Raw genomic sequence first — 20,388 nt, forward strand, 5'->3', positions numbered from 1 at the left:
TCGGTGTGGATTGCGACATCTACACCAACAGAAAGACCCTCATGCCACACCGTAATGCACCCCTGACCGAGACTGGCCGGCTGCGTCTGGCCCGCTGCGTGGTCGAGGACGGCTGGCCCCTGCGCCGTGCTGCCGAGCGCTTCCAGGTATCGCCGACCACCGCACAGCGGTGGGCCGACCGCTACCGCGCGTGTGGTGAGGCGGGCATGGCCGACCGCTCCAGCCGCCCCCGCCGCTGCCCGCGCCGGACCCCGACCCGCACCGAGCGCCGGATCATCAAGGTCCGCGTCCTGCGCCGCTGGGGACCAGCCCGCATCGCCCACCTGCTCGGTCTGATCCCCTCGACCGTGCACCGCGTACTGACCCGCTACCGCCTGGCCCGCCTGACCCACCTGGACCGGGCCACCGGCCGCGTCATCCGCCGCTACGAACGCGACCGCCCCGGCGAACTGGTGCACGTCGACATCAAGAAGCTCGGCAACATCCCCGACGGCGGCGGCCACAAGGTCCTGGGCCGGCAAGCCGGCCGCAAGACCCGCAAGAACGCCGGCTACAGCTACCTCCACACCGCCGTCGACGACCACTCCCGCCTCGCCTACAGCGAAATCCACACCGACGAGAAGAAGGAGACCGCCACCGCCTTCTGGACCCGCGCCCACGCCTTCTTCACCGACTGCGGCATCACCGTCGAGCGCGTACTGACCGACAACGGCGCCTGCTACAAGTCGCACACCTGGCGCGATGCACTCGCCGACGCAGGGATCACTCACAAGCGAACCCGGCCCTACCGGCCACAGACCAACGGCAAGGTCGAACGCCTCAACCGCACCCTGCTCGACGAGTGGGCCTACGCAAAGCCCTACCGATCAGAACAGGAACGACGCGACGCCTTCCCCACATGGCTGCACACCTACAATCACCACCGCGGACACACCGCGCTGAAGGGCCAACCACCCGCCACCCGCGTCCCCAACCTCTCCGGGCAATACAGCTAGGGCGCCGTGAACGGCTCCGCGGGGTCGCCGACGGCAGCCTGCCACCGCACCAGTTCCTCCGACAGCAGGGCCGCGACGTCCCGGTGGGCAGCCGAGTCGGCGAGGTCGCGCATCTCGTGCGGGTCTTCGGCGAGGTCGAAGAGTTGTGTCCGCTCGCTGCCCGTTCCCTTTTCCGGGCGGTAGCGGATCAGCTTGTGCCGACCGTCGCTGACCGACCGCTGCCAGTACATGTAGGCCCCGTGGACGTACTCGTGTACGCGCCCGGCCCGGCGCTCGATCACAGGCAGCAGGTCGCTGCCGGTCACGGTGTCCGGTACCGGCGCACCGGCAAGGCCGGCCAGCGTAGGGAAGAGGTCGCGGTGCTGGGTGAGCGCGTCGACCGTGCGACCCGCGGGGATGCCGGGCCCCGAGATGATCAGAGGGGTGCGCAGGGCGTGTTCGTACAGATTCTGCTTGCCGAGCAGGCCGTGCGAGCCGAGGCCGAGTCCGTGGTCGGAGGTGTAGACGACGATGGTGTTGCGGGCGCGGCCGGTCTTGCGCAGCGCGTCCAGGATGCGGCCCACGCCGTGGTCGAGGTGGGAGACCATCGCGTAGTAGTCGGCGAGGTGCGCGCGTATGGTGCCCTTGCCGCGAGGGCGCTGGGTGAGGTTCTCGTCCCGGTTGGACAACTGGCCGTTGTCGAAGGGGTGGACCGGCAGGAAGTTCTCCGGCAGCGGCACGTCCTTGTCGCTGTAGAGGCCGGAGAACGGCGCGGGCGCCATGCGCGGGTCGTGCGGCGACTGGAAGGCCGCATACGCGAAGAACGGTGCGTCGTCGTCGTACCCCTTGATGAAGTCCACCACCGCGTCCGCGTACAGGTCGGTGGTGTGTCTGTCCTCGTAGTAGATGGACGACGCCGGATACTCGCCGGACGGATCAAAGGGACGCAGCGGCGCCGCGTACTGGTCGCTCATGCCGCCGAAGAACAGCCGTGCACCGTCACCGGCGCCGAACGCCCGGTGGTGCGAGGCGGTGCCGTTGTGCCACTTGCCGGTGACGAACGTGTGGTAGCCGTGCTCGTGCAACTGCTCCGGCAGCAGCGGCAGGTCGGGGTAGATGATCTCGCCGGGAGTGGCCTGGAACAGCTCCCTGCCGGTCATCACCATGGCTCGGCTGGGCGCACAGATCGCGCCGGTCATGCCACCGCCGCAGTGGTGCGCGGTCAGTCTGGTTCCCCGCTTGGCGAGCGCGTCCAGGTGGGGAGTGCGGACGACGGGGTGCCCGGCCGCGCCCAGCACGTCGTGCCGGTGGTCGTCGGCGATGAGGAAGACGATGTTGGGTCGCTCGGCCCGGCTGCCGCCGCCGCGCCAGTCGGCTGCCCACTCTCCCGGCCGCGGTACGCCCCCGGCATCCCCGGCGGCCGCGTGCGCCGGCCCCCCGGTCGCGGCTCCCAGGCCGGCGGCGGCAGCGACGCCGCCGGTGGCCTGCAACAGGCCGCGACGGCTGACCCGTCGGGGTGCGATGTGCTCCATGGGGACTCCATATCCGAGCCGGTCGAGTGGATGTACACGCACAGGCTAGGAAGCAGGTCGCGCCGGGCTGCCCGGTTCCGTGCCAAATGCCTGACCAGCCGAAACAAGGGCTTCATGAACGCGCAACGGTCGGCTCCGACGGGCATCCATCGCGCCTGAGGGGACGGCAACTTGGCCGCGTCACCCGGTCGGGCGCTCCTCGACCGGTGGCCGCACGGTATGGCGGGGCTCGCCCGGGATGGCCGTGCCTCACCGTATCCGTGCAGTCACGGTGCAGAAAGTCTGCCGGAACCAGGAAATGAAACCGAACGCGCGTGCTGGCACGGTGAGTTCCGCCGACGCCGACGGCGGGGGGCCACCGTCCGGTGCGGCTGAGGGGGCGGCTATGGGTGGTTTCGTGGATGCGGCGCTGGGTTTTCCGGCCGTCGTCTTCACCTTCGCGTTACTGGTCGTGATCGCCTACTGGCTGTTCGCCGCGGTGACCGGCGTCGTCGGCGACGCCGCCGGTACGGACGGCGACTTGGCGGCCGCCGGCCGCGGTGCGGGCGGGTTCACTGTCCTGCCGGCGGCCCTCGGGCTCGGCGGTGTGCCGGTGATGGTGGTGCTGTCGCTGGTCGTAGCCGTGGCCTGGTTCACGGCCCTGGCAGCCGGAGTGGCCGTCGGCGTCGCCGGGCCGCCGGTGTGGCTCGCCTGGGCGGCCCGGGGAGCCGGCCTGGTGGTGGCCCTGGTCGCCGGCTGGTACGTCACCTGGCTGCTGGCCCGCGCACTGCGCCGCCTCGGCGGCACCGGCAGGCCGGTCGCCCGCCGGGACTTCGTCGGCCGCATGTGCGTCGTGCGCACGTCGGCCGTCACCCCCGCCTACGGCCAGGCGGAGGTGACGGCGGCCGATGGCTCCAGCGCGACCGTCCAGGTCAGGGGGGACGACGGCAACGGCCTCACCGCCGGCTGCCGGGCACTGATCTTCGACTACGACGCCGAAGGCGAGTTCTTCCGCGTCGGACCCGCCGACGGCGTCCCCGACGCCCCCGGCTCCTTCGGCTGACACGCACGTCCGGAACGCAGAGAAGGAAGAACTCATGACTGCCATCACCACGGGACTCGGCGTGCTCGTAGCCGTGGTCCTGCTCATCGCGCTCGTGCTGCTGTTCGCCATGAGCCGGCTGTTCCGCAAGGTGCGGCAGGGCCACGCGCTGATCGTCTCCAAGGTGCGGAAGGTCGACGTGACCTTCACCGGCACGGTGGTGCTGCCGGTGCTGCACAAGGCCGAGTTGATGGACATATCCGTGAAGACCATGGAGATCGGGAGGACCGGCAAGGAAGGGCTGATCTGCCAGGACAACATCCGCGCCGACATCCGCATCTCGTTCTTCGTCAGGGTCAACAAGACCGTCGAGGACGTCATCAAGGTGGCGCAGGCGATCGGCACCGAGCGGGCCAGCGACCAGGACACGCTGCAGCAGTTGTTCAACGCGAAGTTCTCGGAGGCCCTCAAGACCGTGGGCAAGCAGCTCGACTTCGCCGACCTCTACACCAAGCGCGACGAGTTCCGCGACCGGATCATCCGCGTCATCGGCACCGACCTGAACGGCTACAGCCTCGAAGACGCGGCCATCGACTATCTGGAGCAGACCCCGATGGCCCAGCTCGACGCCCAGAACATCCTCGACGCCCAGGGCATCCGGAAGATCACCGAGCTTACCGCGGTCGAGAACGTGCGTACCAACGAGTTGCGGCGGGACGAGGAGAAGGAGATCACCCGCAAGAACGTCGAGGCCCGCGAGGCGGTCCTCGAACTGGAGCGCCGCCAGGCCGACGCCGAGGCGAAGCAGCAGCGCGAGGTCGGGACCGTACGGGCGCGGGAGGAGGCCGAGACCGCGAAGGTCCAGGCCGAGGAGCGGCTCAAGGCGCACACCGCGCACATCAGGACCGAGGAGCAGCTCGGCATCCAGAACGAGAACCGTGAGCGCGAGATCGCCGTCGCCCAGCTCAACCGGGAGCGCGTCGTCGCCATCGAGAACGAGAAGATCGAGAAGGACCGGCTGCTGGAGGTCATCGCCCGGGAGCGGGCGACCGAGCTGTCCCGGATCGCCAAGGACAAGGAGGTCGAGGGCGAGAAGCGGGACATCGCCGACGTCGTGCGGGAGCGGATCGCGGTGGAGAAGACCGTGGCGCAGCAGGAGGAGGAGATCAAGAAGCTGCGTACGGTCGAGGAGGCCGAGCGCGAGCGCCAGGCGCTGATCATCGCCGCGGAGGCGGAGGCGCAGGAGCGGCTGGTCAAGGACATCAAGGCCGCCGAGGCGGCCGAGCAGGCGGCGGATCACCGGGCCGCGGAGGAACTCACCATGGCGGAGGCGCGGCGCAAGGCCGCCGAGCTGGACGCGGCGGCGGCCATCCGGCTGGCCGAGGCCAAGCAGGCCGACGCGGCCGCCGCCGGGCTCGCCGCGGCGCAGGTGCAGGAGCGCAGCGCGGAGGCCATCGCCAAGGTCGGCAAGGCGGAGGCCGACGTGGAGCGGGACAAGGCCCTCGCCGGCGCCGAGGGGCTGCGGGAGAAGTTCAGGGCGGAGGCCGCGGGCATCAACGAGAAGGCGGCGGCGATGGCCGCGCTGGACGCGGCCAGCCGCGAGCACGAGGAGTACCGGCTGCGGCTGGAGGCGGAGAAGGACATCCGGCTGGCGCAGGTCGACGTGGGCCGCCAGATCGCGGAGGCGCAGGCGACGGTGCTCGCCACCGGTCTGGAGAACGCGGACATCAGCATCGTCGGCGGGGACACCGTGTTCTTCGACAAGCTGGTGAACGCCGTGTCGATGGGCAAGAGCATCGACGGCTTCGTCGGCAGCTCGGAGTCGGTGCAGGCGATGGCGGGGCCGTGGCTGCGGCCCGACAGCACGTTCACGTCGGATCTGACGGCGATGACGGCCGGCCTGGGCGCGGCGGGCCTGCGGGACCTGAGCCTGGCCGGTCTGCTCACCCGCCTCATCGCGGCCGACGGTCCGCACACCGGGGCCCTGACGGGGCTGCTGGAGGCGGCGCGGGCGAGCGGTGCGGCGGATCTCCCGGTGGCGGCGCTGGCCGGCCCTGCGGCGGTCAACGGGACGCCGTCGCTGGTCAAGGAGTAGCCGGCGACGGCCACCACGAGGACGACGGGTACGGACGACGAGAACGAGGTGGAGGACGAGGTGGAGACCCCCGCGCCGGAGGTACACGGCAGCCCGGACGCCCTGGCGGCCGGCACGTACGAGGTGCTGCGCGACCGGCTGCGCACGGCCGCCGAGGAACTGGCCCGCCGGGCGGAGGCGCTCAACGCCGGCCGCGTCGCGGAGTTCGGCGGCACCGAGGCGCGGCTCGCGGGCACCGCGTACATCCGGACCGGGCATGACTGCGTGCCCCGCGACATCGTGCAGATCGGCGGCATGCTGCTGTTCGGTGCCAACGTCCCCCTCGGCCGCGAGTCCGGGACGGACGTCGGCGACGTGTTCTCGCTGCAGCACGTCGAGTTCACGGGGGACGACGGGGAGGGCGGGGGAGGTGGGGAGGGTGCGGCGATACAGTTCCGCGCCGCGGCCCAGGACTCCGTTCCCGGTCTGCTCGACGACCCCGCCTTCCGCCGGGACTTCGCCGAGCTGTACCGCTTCTACCGCGAGACGCGGCTGCTCCAGCTTCGTCTGTCCCGTTCCCACCTCCTGGCCGTCTTCCAGACGGGGAACGCGCTCACCGACATCCGAGTGCTGCGCTGGCGCGTCGCGCCCGACGGGTCGGTGGCCTACGTCGACGACCGCGGTGAGCGCGACCACGTCTTTCCGCCGGCGCACGATGTCGAGTGGACGGCCGCCACTCGTGCGGACCACGTGCAGGGCCGCCACCCGCACGTCTCCGTGCGCGGCCTGGTCTTCGTCGCGTGCGTCGGCGGCGCCCTGACCCTCAAGGCCGAGGACAGCACCGATTCCGGTGACGGCGTCTACAGCGAGCCCGTGGACGAACCCCTGCAGTCGCTGGCGGACGCCGAGATCGAATACGCCGTCGTGGGCCCGCTGGTGCTGCTGCGGATCCTTCCGTACAACGAGAAGACCCGCCGCCACCTGGTCTACAACACCCGCACCACAGAGGTCGTCCGGCTCGACGGCCTCGGCCGGGCGTGCCGCCGGCTGCCCGAGGAGCAGGGCGTCATCTTCCCCGGCGGCTACTACCTCGCCGACGTCCCCGCGGGCAGCGCCGCGCGGACCTTCGACATCGGGACGAATGACCTTGAGTACGAGGGCGTCGTGCGTTCCCCGAACGGTGAGGACGTCCTCTACGTCTTCCACGCCCGCGCCGAGGGCCGCTCCCTGCTGCTGCCGTACAACGTCATCCGCAAGGAGGTCGCCACCGTCTGGCAGACGCGGGGCTGGTCGCTCTTCGACGACGGCACGGTGATCGTCTTCGGGGCGGCGGCGGGCAGTGAGCCGACTCGTGTGCACCCCATGCAGGTCTGGCGTACCCCGTACGTCGCCGACGCCCACGCCGCCGCCCGGCCCGCCGGCACCGGGCCGCTGGCCCGGATCGGCAATGCCGAACTCGTACGGGCAGTATCCGACTGCCTGACGGTGGCCCGGATGGCCGACGGGATGGAGCCGAACGGCGCCGTCTTCGAGGCCATCGTCGCCGCCGCCACCCGCGTCGCCGACCGCCACCACTGGCTGGGCGAGGCGGCCTGCGGGGATCTCGCCGCACCGCTGGAGAGCGTCCGTACCACCGCCGCGCAGGTCATCGACGAGTTCGAGCGGGTCGAGGAGTTGCGGGCCCAGGCCGCCGCGGCCGTCGACGAGGCCGCCGACCGGATCACCGGCCAGGTGCGCCGGGCCCGGGGCACCGCCCCGGACACCGTTGACGGCTGGGTGCGCCGGATCGCCGGGCTGCGCCGCTCCCAGGGCCGGCTGGAGACCTTGCGCGAGCAGCGCTACGCCGACCTCGCCCGTATTGGCGAACTCGACACGCTGCTGGGGGAGTCGCTGGCGGCGTTCGGCCGGCGTGCGGTGGCGTTCCTCGCTGAGGAGACCGCCTTCGACGCCGCCCACCGGGCCGTCGACGAGCTGGCCGCCGAGGCGGCCGCGGTCGAGACGGCCGCGGCGGCGGGACCTCTCGCCGAGCGCATCGACGAGCAGGCCGGGGCGCTGCAGGCGGTCACCGAGGTCGTCGGCACGCTCGACCTGGCGGACGCGACCGTACGGACCTCGATCCTCGCCCGTATCGGCGAGGTCCTCGGCGCCGTCAACCGGGCCCGCGCGCGGCTGGACGGCCGCCGCCGCGAACTGCACGAGCGCGAGGGCAGGGCCGAGTTCGCCGCCGAGTTCGCGCTGCTCGGCCAGGCGGTGACCGGAGGTCTGGCCGCGGCGGGCACGCCGGACGAGTGTGACGAGCAGGTGGGCCGGCTGATGCTGCGGCTGGAGAACCTGGAGGCGAAGTTCGCCTCCGGGGAGGACTTCGCCGAGCAGATCGTCGCGAAGCGCGAGGAGGTCTACGAGGCGTTCTCGGCCCGCAAGCAGGCGCAGCTCGACGAGCGTGCCCGGCACGCCGACCGGCTGGCGCGGTCCGCCGGGCGGATCCTCGACACCGTCTCCCGCCGGGCCGCGGCGCTGGCGTCGGCGGACGACATCAACACCTTCTTCGCCTCCGACCCGTTGGTGGCCAAGGTCCGTACCACCGCGGCGGAGCTGCGCACGCTCGGCGACACGGTCCACGCCGAGGAGCTGGAGGGGCGGCTCAAGGCCGCCCGCCAGGAGGCGGCCAGGGCCCTGCGCGACCGTACCGATCTCTACGACGGGCAGGGAACGCTGCGCCTGGGGCGGCACCGGTTCGCCGTCAGCTTCCGTCCGGCCGAGCTGACGCTCGTGCCGCAGGACGGGCAGCCGGTATTCGTGATCACCGGCACCGACTACCGGGCGCCGGTGGCCGATCCCCGGTTCGCGGACACCCGCGGCTTCTGGGACCAGCCGCTGGTCTCCGAGTCGCCGGCGGTCTACCGGGGCGAGTACCTGGCGGCGCGGCTGCTCGCCGGCACCCCGGCGGCGGAGCTGGCGGCGGCAGCCGCGGGCGGCGGCCTGGTGGAGCTGGCCCGGGAAGCGGTGGAGGCGGCGTACGACGAGGGATACGACCGCGGCGTCCACGACCGGGACGCCGCCGCGATCCTCGGCGCGCTGCTGGGCCTGCAGGAGGCGTGCGGCCTGCTGCGGTTCACGCCGGAGGTACGGGCCGCGGGGCAGTTGTTCTGGGCGTACGGGACGGGGGAGGAGGAGCGGGCCGGCTGGTCGACGCGGGCCCGGTCGCTGGCCCGCGCGCGGGCGACGTTCGGCCTCGACGGCGCGGCGGCGGAGCCGGCGGCCGAACTGGCCGCCCGCGCGACGGAGTTCCTCGCCGCGGCGGGGCTCCCTTGTCCGGGCACGCCGGCGCCTGCGGGCGTCGGCGCGTACCTCTTCGAGGAACTGGCCGCCGCGGACCCGCCCGCGTTCGTCACCAGCCCCGCCGCCCGCACCCTGCGCACCGGCTTCCGGGACGCACTCGGCCAGGGCCCGGCCGAACAGTACGAGCGTGACCTCGACGCCCTCGCCGGCGACCCCGTCGCCCGCCACCAGCTCGCCGCCGCCTGGCTCGGCGCGTACGCGGCCGGTACGGGCGCCGACGCCTCCCGCCTGGCGGAGGCCGTTGCCATGGAGGTCACCGGCGACGGCCTCGCCCGGCAGGACTCCGACGCCGCCACCGAGATGCCCGTCGACGGGCTCCTCGGCGCGCACCGCCGCATCGACGGCGGGCGGCTGGTGGTGCGCCTGGACGAATTCCTCACCCGCACCACCGAGTTCCGCGAGGTACGGGTCCCGGCGTACCGGGCGTACCTGCACCGGCGCACCGCCCTGGTCGCCGCGGAACGCGAGCGGCTGCGCCTGGACACCTACCGGCCGCGGGTCATGCCGGCGTTCGTCCGCAACCGCCTCCTGGACGAGGTGTACCTGCCGCTGATCGGCGACAACCTCGCCAGGCAACTCGGCGCCGCCGGCGGCGAGTCCGCGGCCCGCCGCACCGACAGCCAGGGCCTGCTGCTCCTGCTCTCACCGCCCGGCTACGGCAAGACGTCGCTGATGGAGTACATCGCCGCCCGGCTCGGTCTGGTCTTCGTCAAGGTCGACGGGCCGGCGCTGGGATCGGGTACCACCTCCCTCGACCCGGCCGCGGCCCCGGACGCCGCCGCCCGCCGCGAGGTCGAGAAGATCAACCTCGCCCTCGCCATGGGCAACAACACCCTGCTCTACCTGGACGACATCCAGCACACGTCGCCGGAACTGCTGCAGAGGTTCGTCTCGCTCTGCGACGCGCAACGCCGCATGGAGGGCGTGTGGGACGGGTCCTCACGCGTCTTCGACCTGCGCGGCAAGCGTTTCGCGGTGTGCATGGCGGGCAACCCCTTCACCGAATCCGGGGCCCGCTTCCAGATACCCGACATGCTCGCCAATCGCGCCGACGTCTGGAACCTCGGCGACGTCCTGTCCGGCAAGGAGCAGTTGTTCGCCCTCAGCCACATCGAGAACGCGCTCACCTCCAACCCCGTACTGGCGCCGCTCACCTCCCGGGAGCGCACCGACATCGACCTGCTGCTCCGCCTCGCCCAAGGCGACCCGAACGCACGCCCCGACCGTCTCGCCCACCCCTACGCCACGGCCGAGCTGGACCAGATCCTCGGCGTCCTGCGCAGACTGCTGCACGTCCGGCAGACCGTGCTCAAGGTCAACGCGGCCTACATCGCCTCCGCGGCCCAGGCCGACGCCTCGCGCACGGAACCGCCGTTCAAGCTCCAGGGCTCGTACCGGAACACCAACAAACTCGCCGAGCGGATCGTGCCGGTGATGAACGACGACGAGGTGGAGGCCCTGATCGACGACCACTACCTGGGCGAGGCACAAACCCTGGCCCAGGGCGCGGAGGCGAACCTGCTGAAACTTGCCGAACTACGCGGTCGCCTGACCCCGCACCAGACAGAACGCTGGAAGGCGGTGAAGGCGTCGTACGCCCCACCCCCGCGCAGCTAAGGCGGTCGGTGTCCGCGACGGGTCGCCTACGCGGCGGCCCCCGCGGGCTCCCTGCTGCCGCCACCGCCCCGAGGTTTCCTGCCGTCCACGACGTCCCGCCGACCGCGTGCACCGCACAGTAAGGACACCGGCATCATGACGACGACACCGACCGGCCTGCCGACGATGCAAGAGACCATGTACGACGTCGGCGGCACGAAGATATTCGCCGCTGAGACCGGCGACGGCCCGCCCCTCCTACTGCTGCACGGTGGCGGCCCCGGAGCCTCAAGGGTGTCCAACTACGTGCGCAATATCGCGGAGCTGGCCGAGGAGTACCGGGTCATCGTCCCCGACATGCCCGGATACGGACGCAGCACCAAGGGCGTCGACGGCAGCGACCCCTTCGGGTACCTGGCGAACCGCATCCGAGGACTGCTCGACGAACTGGGCCTGGACAAAGCCCACCTGGTCGGCAACTCCTACGGCGGCGCCGCCGCCCTGCGCCTGGCACTGGACACTCCGGGCAGGGTCGACCGCATGGTCCTGATGGGTCCCGGCGGCATCGGCACCACACGTGCCCTGCCCACCCCCGGCCTCAACAGCTTGCTGAACTACTACACCGGCGACGGTCCCTCGCGGCAGAAGCTGGAGAAGTTCATCCGCAACTACCTCGTCTTCAACGCCGCGGACGTCCCCGACTCCGCCATCGATGAGCGCTACCAGGCCAGCATCGACCCCGAGGTGATCGCCGCACCACCGCTGCAACGGCCTTCCGGACGGGGCGCCCTGCGGACCGTGTGGAAGATGGGCCGCCACCCGAGGTCTGCCGATCGACCCGATCCGCACCCGCGTCCAGCACCTCAACATCCAGGCCGCCACCCTGGACGACGTCGCCCATAGCTACCAGCGGGTGCACGACCTCGGCTTCGACATGGCGCTGTCCGTCGGGCAGCACACCAACGACAAGGAACTGTCGTACTACGCCCGCACTCCTTCGGGCTTCGAGTGGGAGGTGGGCTGGAACCCCCTCGTCATCGACGAGACCATCGTGGACAAGCTCACCCAGTTCCGCATCGGCGCCCGTTCCCTGACCCAGCGGGAGAACACCGTGCCGGCCCTCAGCGGACCAGGTATAGCTGACGACTGACCCGCGCTACGGGTACCCCTCGGTGAGGACGACGGAAGAGCGCGCACGTCCACCACCTGCGTGCCAGGCCGTTGCGGTGCCGCCCCGCCTCAGAGGTCGTCGACCCGGACCAGGCCGTCCTGGATGGCCCGGGCCAGGAGCGCTGCCTTGGTGGGGGCCTCCCGGCCGCTCATCGCGTACTTGATCCGGATGTGTTCGAGATGGGTGTTGACGGTGCGCGGTGAGATGCCCAGGCGTTGGCCCACGAAGTCCTTGGACTCGGACTGGAACCACTCGATCAGTACCTCGGTCTCGCGCGCCGAGAGCGACGGCCGGTCCGTGGACCGGTCGCCGGCGAGCGCGCCCGCCAGCGACGGCGGTGTGCACGCGCGACCGGAGGCCGCGGCGGCGGCGGCCTCCAGGAGGTGCGCGGCGCCCTCCGCCTTCGTCAGATAGCTCAGCGCGCCCAACTCCAGGCACTGCAGGGCGATGTCGTCGGCAGCCCGCATCGAGTAGACGACGACCCGCCGCCCGGCTTCGGTCAGTCGGCGCAGGTCGTTGATGGCCGGAGTCGGCCCGCCCAGGTGCAGGTCGAGGATGACCACGTCGGCTGTGGCACCCTCGCCGGTCCACGCGACCCGGACGTCGTCGCCCGAGGCGGCGACCCGGATCGGCGGGGCGCCGGTGGTCAACCACTGGGCGACCCCGGCGCGTACCGCGGGATGGTCGTCGACAATGACCGCGCTCAGCCCTGGCGCGTGCGCCATCCCGCCTCCAGCCGCAGGTAGTCCCCGTAGACGCCGTACTCGACGCTGACCCGGCCGGTGGCGGCGGTGGCCACGTCGGCAGCGGCGTCGGCCACCACTGCGACCCGTACCTCCTGGTCGGTGCGCAGCACGCTCACCCTGGCACGACTCCGCGCCGCCGACAATGCCGCGATCACCGGACCGGTCAACTCGCGGCGCACCTGCGCGGGTACCGGCACGGCCGTGCCGCTCACCGCGAACGACACGTCCACACCGCGCCGTTCGGCCGCATCCACGCACGCGGTGACCTCGTGGACCAGTGGGTCGGGAACCTCGTCGTTCTCGGCGAACAGCCGCCGCAACTGCGTCGCGGCCAGTGCGCACCGCCGCTGGGTGTCAGGGTCGCGCGGATCGAGTTCGCCGTCGGCCAGACCCGCGAGCAGCGGCAGCGTCGAACCCAACTGTCCGGCAAACGCGCTTTGTTGATATTTCTCCCACTGCTGTGCCGTCAGTACCTTGGTCGCCAGGTGGTCCCGTTCGGCGGCCGCCCGTGCCGCCTCGCTGCTCTGCTGCTGCAGCACCCGCGTGATCACGATGACTGCGAGCTGGACGTTGACCGCGGCGAAGGCGGCGGCGCCGGCCGCACCCAACGCGGAGCGGTCCGGTACGCCCGCCGACAGGAACATCCCCATACTCGCCACCAGATGGGCGGCCAGCACCGTGACCAGGACCCGGGCCCGGTCCAGTAACAGCAGCAGCAGATGCCACCCCACCAGGCCGAACGACCAGTCTGCCGGGTCGAACCGCCGTTCCGGGCCGAGCGCCACCGCGGCGCAGAACGACGCCGCCAGCACCACCGCCGTACCGGCTGCCACGAGCGCCCCGGGCAAAGGCCGGCGGCGCAGTACCCACCCGCAGCAGACCGCGGTGACGCAGGCCAGCGCGGCGAAAGCGGCCACCGCGAGCCACCGGTGGCGGCACTCCTGTACGAGCACGGGGTGCAGGCTCAGGCCGAACTGCAGGACGCCGGTGGCGCAGACCAGGACGATCCGCATCGTCGCGTAGACGTGACCGCCCGTCGCCCGCAGCTCACCCGCGGCCGCTGCTCGCGACTCCTCCGCAGCCGGCACAGCCGACCCGGCCGAGATGTCGTCTGGTGCCCGCAGCTCATCCCTCACCGGGCCACACCAGTCTGACGGTGGTTCCCGCGCCGGGCTGTGAGGTGATCGTGGCGCCGCCGCCGACGGCTGCCATCCGCTCGACCACCGAGCCCCGGATCCCGCGGCGGAAGCCTGCCACGCGGTCCGGCTGGAATCCCACGCCGCGGTCGGCCACCACGACCACGACCCGGTCGCCTTCGCCGTGTACGCACACGTCGGCGACGTCGACCGCGGCGTGCCGCTCGACGTTCCGCAGCGCCTCGCGCGCCGCACGTACGAAGGCGAGCGCCACCGAGGCCGGGACCAGCAAGGTGTCCTCCCCGCTGATGTCCACGGCGGGCCGGCCGTGGTCGACGACGGCGCGCAGGGAGGCCGTGAGGTCCACCGGGCTGTCCTGGGTGGTCGCCCCGCCCGCCGCGCCGGTGAGCACCGCGAGGTCGTGCCGGGCGTACTCGGCGATCTGCGCCGGGTCCGCGTCATCTGCCCGCGCCGCCACCATCAGGAAGGTGGCCGCGGCGGTGTCGTGGAGCAGCGCCAGATACTCGCGCTCCTGCCGTTTCCGCGCCAGTGACACCGCCTCCGCGCGCGCCAACGCCGACCGGCGTTCCCGTAACTCGTCCACCCGCCTGCCCGACCGGCGGAGCATTACGTACCCCAGGCGCGCCAGCAGGCACTCGAACACCAGACGCGGCACCACGGTTCCGGCCAGGCCGGACCCCATCCACGCCGGATCGGCGCCTGCCAGGCCGACCGCCACCAGGTCGACCGCAAGCAGCCCGCCCGAGACCGGTACGGCGACCAGCGGGGACCACTCCCACTGCAGCGTGATCGCGGTGGTGGTCAGCAGGTTCAGCGCCCACGGGTTCTGCGGCCCGCCGGTCCACTCCTGTGTCGCGCAGACCGCCACCACGCGCAGGACGGCGAACGCCAGCGACACCGCCGCGCCCCGCCCGGTGAACCCCGTCCAGCAGTCCGCCCCGGCCCCCGCGAGTACCAGGCCGAACAGGGCGATTCCCAGCGGCAGCGCCCTGTCGGGCACCGAGAGCAGGCCGAAGACGCTGATGACGACCAGCGCGACCCCGCGCACCGGGGGCGCCAGCCGCCGGGCGGACGCCACGAACCGCGCCTCGACACTGTTCTGCGGGTCGCCGTACGAGTCGTTACGTGGGGGGAGTGACGACAACGCGGCCACCTCACGTGCCGGTGCCGCACACCGGATGACATGTCATGTGCCTGCCGCCTGTCGGTCGAACGCCCGATGTCTGCCGCATTCTTCGTTGCTACGTTCGGCGCCCACATGTTCCCAGATACGGGGAGTCGGGTTGCCTTCACGAACAAAAGTCAGACGTGCATGGGTGGTTGTCGCCGCGGTGTGCGCGACGCTGATGGTCTCGCTCGGCCTCGCCCAGTCGGCCACCGCAGCCCCGGGCTGGCCGGTACTCGGTAGCGGTTCGACCGGATCGAACGTGGCCGCGGCTCAGTACCTGCTGCGCGGACACGGCTACGACATCGCCGCCGACAGCGCCTTTGGCCCGGCGACCGAGAGCGCCGTGGTCGCTTTCCAGCAGTCCAGGGGCTACGGCGCGGACGGCGTCATCGGCCAGGAGACCTGGCCGGGCCTCGTCATCACGGTGCGGCAGGGCGACAGCGGCCCCGCGGTCGCCGCGGCCCAGTCCGCGCTGAACAAATTCGGCTACGGGCTCGCCGTGGACGGGGAGTTCGGCGCAGGCACGGCCTCCGCCGTCACCTCGTACCAGAGCTCCAGGGGCCTGGCCGTCGACGGGATCGTCGGCCCGGACACCTGGCAGAACCTGATCGGTGAGAACGGCGGTGGCGGGAGCGGCAACTACTCGCTGCCCATCCCGCGCGACGCCCTGTCCCGTGGCTACTACGACGTGCCGCACCACGACTACGCGGCGCTGGACCTGCCGGTGGGCACCGGGACCCCGGTGTACTCGATCAGCTCCGGCGTGGCGAACCAGATCAACAACGACCGGTGCGGACTCGGCTACGAGGTCGTCGGCGACGACGGCGCCACCTACTACTACTGCCACTTCTCCGCGCACGGAGCCGGCTCCGGCATCCGGGTCGACGCCGGGACCCAGATCGGGCTGTCGGGCAGCACCGGCAACTCCACCGGCCCGCACCTGCACGTCGAGATCGCGGCGGGCGGCGTGAACCGCTGCCCCGGCGCCCTCCTCGGCCCGGTCTACGACGGATCCACCCCGCCTGCGCCCGGTGATCTACCGACCGGCGGCTGCATCGAGTAGCCGTGCGCCGGGGCCCCGGCGAACAGGTCATCGCGACCTACCCCCCACCCGGGGCCCCGGCGCCGTTCCGTCCGTCCCGTCCGTCCCGTCCGTCACAGCACGGGCACCCTCCACCCGTCCACCCATCCGCCGAATCACTCCACGGGGAGTCCGGTTGAACTCAACAACGATGACCACGCAGCGGTTGACCTCCCGCTGGTGGGCCGTGATCGCCACCGCGTGCGCCGCGGTACTGCTGATGTCACTCGCCGTCGTCCAGTCGGCCACCGCCGCCCCGGCCTGGCCCGTCCTCCGCAACGGCTCGACCGGTGCGAACGTCTCCACCGCCCAGTACCTGCTGCGCGACCGCGGCTACGACATCGCCGTGGATGGCGAGTTCGGCCCGGCGACAGAGAACACCGTGCTCACCTTCCAGCAGTCCAAGGGCTACGGCGCGGACGGCGTCATCGGCGCGGAGACCTGGCCCGGCCTGATCTCCACCGTCCGCGCGGGCGACAGCGGCGACACCGTCGCGGCAGCGCAGACCGCACTGAACAAGTTCGGCTACGGGCTCGCCGTGGACGGCGAGTTCGGCCCGGCAACCGCCTCCGCGGTCACCGACTTCCAGAGCACCAAGGGCCTCTCCGCCGACGGCATCGTCGGCCCCCAGACCTGGCAGAGCCTTCTCGGCGAGGGCGGCGGTGACGACGGCGGCGGCTGCGCGGTGCCGGCCGAGCCGGACCCCGAGGTGCTCAAGACCGTCTACCGGACCGGCATCGAACTCGGCGTCACCGACCGGGTGATGCTCGCAGGCTTCGAGGCAGGAGTGGTCGAGTCCAACATGAACAACCTGGACTGCGGTGACCGCGACTCGCTCGGGGTGTTCCAGCAGCGCCCGTCGCAGGGCTGGGGCACGCCGGAGCAGATCATGAACGTGTCGTACGCGTCCAACGCGTTCTTCACCCCCGCCATCAAGGTGGCGGCGAACAACCCGGGCATGTCCGCGGGCCAGGTCGCGCAGAGCGTCCAGGTCTCGGCCTACCCGGACCGCTACGACGCGGTCGAGGCCACCGCACTCGCGCTCATCGAACGCGCCAAGGGGCTCTAGGCAGTGTCCGCGAAGCGGGTTGGTGCGAAGGTCTGTGTGTGGTGCGTCGTCATGAGTTGACCCAGGCGTGGGCGGTGATTCAGCCGTTGCTGGTTCCTTCGCGGACGGGTCGTCCGGGTAGTGCAGGCCGGGTGAGGCGAGCGGGCGGCCCCGCGAAGGGCTGACCACGAACGTCCACCCGGCCTGCGACGGGCGGCCCCCGCGGGTGTCACGGCTCGATCAGGCCGACCTGATGGCGTTGCGGGTGAGTTCGAGGCGGTCGCGCAGGGCCAGTTTCTGGAGCAGGTCGGCCCGGTGGCGTTCGACGGTCTTGATGCTGATGACGAACATGCCGGCGATCGCCTGCGAGGTGGGCCCCTCGGCGACCAGCGTGAGAATCTCCTCTTCGCGGATGGTCAGGGCCCGGGACTGAGTGTCCTCGTTCGACGCGGAGGTTTGCAGGAAGTTGGCATGGCGATGTCGAGGATGGCCAGGTCGGGAGGGCCGGCGCGGGCCGGCTTGATTGGCTCGGCGCCGTCGCCGGCTTCGGCTACCACGGCCAGATCCCGCCTGGCATCGGAGCACGTGTCACCTCCGGAGGGCCGGAATCACATGGGGCGGCCTCCGATGTTGATTTCCGCCGCGCCGGCGAAGGCGTTGCCTGCCTGGGAGTTGGTGCCTGTCAGGCGTACGTACCGGCCGCCCGTGGCGCTGAACTCCACGTTCTGCGGAGTGAGTGCTGTGGTGAAGGAGCCGGTCGCCGCCTGGGACCAGGTGGTGCCGTCGGCGCTCACCTCGATCCGGTAGTCCTTGATCCGGCCGTTGAAGCCGTTCTGCCGCTGCGTGTACTGCAGGCCGGTGACGTCGTACTGCTTGCCCAGGTCCACCGTGATGTGGTGAGGGAAGGCCGAGGTCGCGTTGTACCACTCGGTGTGCCAGATGGTGTCGAGGTCTCCGTCGATGGCGTTGACCGCGGCGCCGTTCTCGCCGACGGTCTCCTCGCTGTCGACGTCATGCACGCGCAGCGTGGACTGGTCGATGCGATCCGGCAGCGGTCGCACCGAGGAGGTCACCGAGACCGTGTCGTGCGCCGACCGTTCGCCCTGGACGGCGCTGATCGTCTGCTCACCGTGGACGGTCGTCGCCGGTATGACGCCGTGCCGGTCGAAGCGACCGGCCGTGTCGGCGCGCACGGTGTAGAGCGACTTGCCGTCGATACGGATGTCGACATAGCCGGGCGCGAAACCGGTCAGCTTCAGCGGGACCCAGGTACCGGCCTTCACGTCGGACGGGACCGAGATCGCGGGAGCCGAGGCGGTGCGCTCCCCGGTGTCCGGGACGTCGGCCAGCCTGACCCGGACGAACACCTCGTCGCCCGCCGATGTCTTCAGCGTGCACGCCGTGTCCTTGGCGAACGCCGCCTGCACACCCGCGGTGTAGACACCGGCGGCGTGCAGGGAATCGCGTGGCCGGCTCTGGCTGAACGTCACCGGCAGCACCCGGTTTCCGCACGTCGCCGTAGCGGTCAGCGGCTCGGTCAGGGCGCTGGCGGAAGCGGGGTCACCGTCGGTCGACACGGTGTCCGGAACAATCTTCGTACCGTCCTCGGAGACCTTGGTCCCGGGAGCGGCGACCTGGCCCAGCTCGACGCGCGTCGTCACCCCCCGTGGCGCGGTCGCGTCGGTACCGGCGACGGTGGCGGCCCACCGGGCACCGGGGCTCTCGTAGAAATCCTCGCCGGCCACGGTGAGGTACGGGCCGAGCCGGGCGAGACGTTCACCGAAGTCGGCGACGTCCTTCTGGTCCGCGGCTGTCCACCCGGTTTCCAGGATCGCGGCGGCTCGCGGCAGAGTGAGGAAGTCCGCCTGGTCGCTGCCGCGCACCGTCTCCGACCACAGCGCGCCCTCGACTCCCAGCACACCCGACTCGGGGATGCCGCCGCTGACCGTCGTCGTCGGGTCCCAGTTGTAGTAGCGCTGGAAGTCGCAGGTGCCGCTGCAGGCCCAGGACAGGCCGATCGGGGTTTCGCCAGTGTACTTCTGGTCCAGGTACGCACCGCCCGCGGCGGAGACCACGGCCTTGCCGCCCTTGGAGATGAAGTCGCGCACCCAGTCGCCGCTGCCGACCCAGTACTGCACGACCGATCCGTCCCAGAACCCCTGCCCCTGGGACAGCCCGGCCTCGGCGTACTCCGACCAGCCCACCGTCTCCACGCCGGTCGCGGCCTTGATGTCGGGGACGGCGCGGGAGATGAAGTCGACGTAGCGCTCGTGCCCCATGGCATGGGACTCGTCGCCGCCGAGGTGCACGTACGGGCCCCCGGTCATCTCGGCGAGCTGCCGGAAGACATGCTTGACGAAGGTGTACGTGAGCTCGTGCTGCTCGTCCAGGGCGGAGTACCCCACGCTGCCGGTCCCGTTCCAGTCGACCACCCCGGTGCCGGGGTCGCGCGCCGGGAGCGAGCGGTCCGTGTTCAACTGCGGGATCGCGTGCAGGGCCGCGTTGGTGTGGCCGGGGACGTCCACCTCGGGGACGACGGTGACGAACCGCTCCTCGGCGTACGCGACGATGTCACGGTACTGCTCCTGCGTGTAGTAGCCGCTACGGCCCAGCTCCTTGCGGTAGCCCTCCCGGTTCATCGCGGTCTTGCCCGACTCGCGATGCAGATCGCGGTAGTCGATCGGATCACCCGGTTCCTTGCCCTCGTTGGTGATCTCGATCCGCCAGCCCTGGTCGTCGGCGAGGTGCAGGTGCAGCACGTTCATCTTCAGCCGGGACAGGGTGTCGATGTGGTCCTTGACCTCCTCGACCTCCTGGAACGACCGGGCCACGTCGAGCATGACACCGCGGTAGGAGAAGCGCGGTGCGTCCTCGATATGAGTGGCGGGTACGCGCCAGTCGGTGACGACCGGCCGCGGCGAACCGGCCCACGCCGGCAGGAGCTGACGCAGAGTCTGCACGCCGTTGAACGCGCCGTGCGCGGTGCGGGCGGTGATGGTGACGCCTGTGCGGTCCACGTCCAGGACGTACGACTCCGGGGTGGGCGCGGCGCCCTTGACGGTGTACTCGGCCGTCGAGTCCACCGTGATATGGATGCCGACGCCCTGGTCGTGCACCGGCACCCGGAACCCGGTCGCGCGGCGCAACTGCTCCGCGAGCTGCTCCCCGACGCGGGCGGCCTTGCCGCGGGCGACGATCTGGAGGGAGGGACGAAGGACGAACGGCTCTTCATCGGCATCCTGTTGAAGGACGGCAGGACGAGGAATGAGCGCAGTGCCGCCGAGCTTGGCGGACGAGTCCTGCTCGGCACCGGCCGACGGGGCCCCCGCCAGCCCGACCAGGGCTGTCAGGATCGCCGCGACCAGCAGATGGGGCTTACCTCGTGGGGACAGCAACGAACGTCTCGTCCGCTTCCGCAACTGCATGGGAACTCCCTATCGATGGACAGGTAAGTGCGCGATCACACAAGTGGAGTGCTTAC

At 71.4% G+C, this 20,388-nt stretch carries 12 protein-coding genes and 2 pseudogenes; 8 read left to right on the plus strand and 6 right to left on the minus strand.

Going from position 1 to position 20,388, the window contains the following annotated elements; all coding sequences use genetic code 11:
- Positions 1-41: 41 nt before the first annotated feature.
- Positions 42-995, plus strand: coding sequence for an IS481 family transposase (locus CXR04_RS34275; protein ID WP_101426067.1), 954 nt, complete (start codon positions 42-44; stop codon positions 993-995).
- Here the strand turns inward: CXR04_RS34275 and CXR04_RS34280 are convergent.
- Positions 992-2,506, minus strand: a complete 1,515-nt coding sequence (locus tag CXR04_RS34280) for a sulfatase-like hydrolase/transferase (RefSeq protein WP_101426068.1) — start codon at positions 2,504-2,506, stop codon at positions 992-994. The genes CXR04_RS34275 and CXR04_RS34280 overlap by 4 nt on opposite strands.
- A 385-nt stretch (positions 2,507-2,891) precedes the next feature.
- Between CXR04_RS34280 and CXR04_RS34285 the strand changes: the two genes are divergently transcribed.
- From CXR04_RS34285 to CXR04_RS34305, 5 genes and pseudogenes are all read left to right on the plus strand, one after another.
- A complete protein-coding gene (locus CXR04_RS34285; RefSeq protein WP_101426069.1) occupies positions 2,892-3,548 on the plus strand; it encodes a hypothetical protein in 657 nt (218 codons plus the stop codon).
- A 34-nt stretch (positions 3,549-3,582) separates the two neighbouring features.
- A complete protein-coding gene (locus CXR04_RS34290; protein ID WP_101426070.1) occupies positions 3,583-5,622 on the plus strand; it encodes an SPFH domain-containing protein in 2,040 nt (679 codons plus the stop codon).
- Positions 5,623-5,670: 48 nt separating this feature from the next.
- A complete protein-coding gene (locus CXR04_RS34295) occupies positions 5,671-10,557 on the plus strand; it encodes a DNA repair ATPase (RefSeq protein WP_101426071.1) in 4,887 nt (1,628 codons plus the stop codon).
- Positions 10,558-10,692: 135 nt separating this feature from the next.
- Complete coding sequence (locus tag CXR04_RS34300) at positions 10,693-11,439, plus strand: alpha/beta fold hydrolase (protein ID WP_101426072.1); 747 nt, start codon at positions 10,693-10,695, stop codon at positions 11,437-11,439.
- Positions 11,348-11,686: pseudogene (locus CXR04_RS34305) on the plus strand (VOC family protein); the annotation flags it as partial. The gene CXR04_RS34300 and the pseudogene CXR04_RS34305, both read left to right, overlap by 92 nt.
- A gap of 89 nt (positions 11,687-11,775) precedes the next feature.
- Here CXR04_RS34305 and CXR04_RS34310 read toward each other — a convergent pair.
- From CXR04_RS34310 to CXR04_RS34320, 3 genes are read right to left on the minus strand one after another with little or no spacing between them, the layout of a single operon-like run.
- Positions 11,776-12,432, minus strand: a complete 657-nt coding sequence (locus tag CXR04_RS34310; RefSeq protein WP_101426073.1) for a response regulator transcription factor — start codon at positions 12,430-12,432, stop codon at positions 11,776-11,778.
- Entirely contained in the window at positions 12,411-13,589 is a 1,179-nt protein-coding gene (locus CXR04_RS34315; protein WP_101426074.1) for a hypothetical protein, read from the minus strand. The genes CXR04_RS34310 and CXR04_RS34315 overlap by 22 nt, the downstream gene beginning before the upstream one ends.
- A complete protein-coding gene (locus tag CXR04_RS34320; protein WP_234380649.1) occupies positions 13,579-14,754 on the minus strand; it encodes a sensor histidine kinase in 1,176 nt (391 codons plus the stop codon). The genes CXR04_RS34315 and CXR04_RS34320 overlap by 11 nt, the downstream gene beginning before the upstream one ends.
- 172 nt (positions 14,755-14,926) lie before the next feature.
- Here CXR04_RS34320 and CXR04_RS34325 point away from each other — a divergent pair, with 172 nt between their 5' ends.
- Entirely contained in the window at positions 14,927-15,841 is a 915-nt protein-coding gene (locus CXR04_RS34325) for a peptidoglycan-binding protein (RefSeq protein WP_101426075.1), read from the plus strand.
- A 169-nt stretch (positions 15,842-16,010) separates the two neighbouring features.
- Positions 16,011-16,928 (plus strand): peptidoglycan-binding domain-containing protein, encoded by a 918-nt coding sequence (locus tag CXR04_RS34330; RefSeq protein WP_234380650.1) that lies wholly within the window; start codon positions 16,011-16,013, stop codon positions 16,926-16,928.
- A gap of 208 nt (positions 16,929-17,136) precedes the next feature.
- Here CXR04_RS34330 and CXR04_RS34335 read toward each other — a convergent pair.
- Both CXR04_RS34335 and CXR04_RS34340 read right to left on the minus strand, forming a co-directional pair.
- Positions 17,137-17,485: pseudogene (locus tag CXR04_RS34335) on the minus strand (response regulator transcription factor); the annotation flags it as partial.
- Positions 17,486-17,515: 30 nt separating this feature from the next.
- Positions 17,516-20,302 carry a family 20 glycosylhydrolase gene (locus tag CXR04_RS34340; protein WP_159072428.1) on the minus strand — a complete coding sequence of 929 codons (2,787 nt, stop codon included), beginning with the start codon at positions 20,300-20,302 and terminating at the stop codon, positions 17,516-17,518.
- Positions 20,303-20,388: the final 86 nt, after the last annotated feature.

This window comes from Streptomyces sp. CMB-StM0423 (assembly GCF_002847285.1).
In the GTDB taxonomy this organism is placed as follows: domain Bacteria; phylum Actinomycetota; class Actinomycetes; order Streptomycetales; family Streptomycetaceae; genus Streptomyces.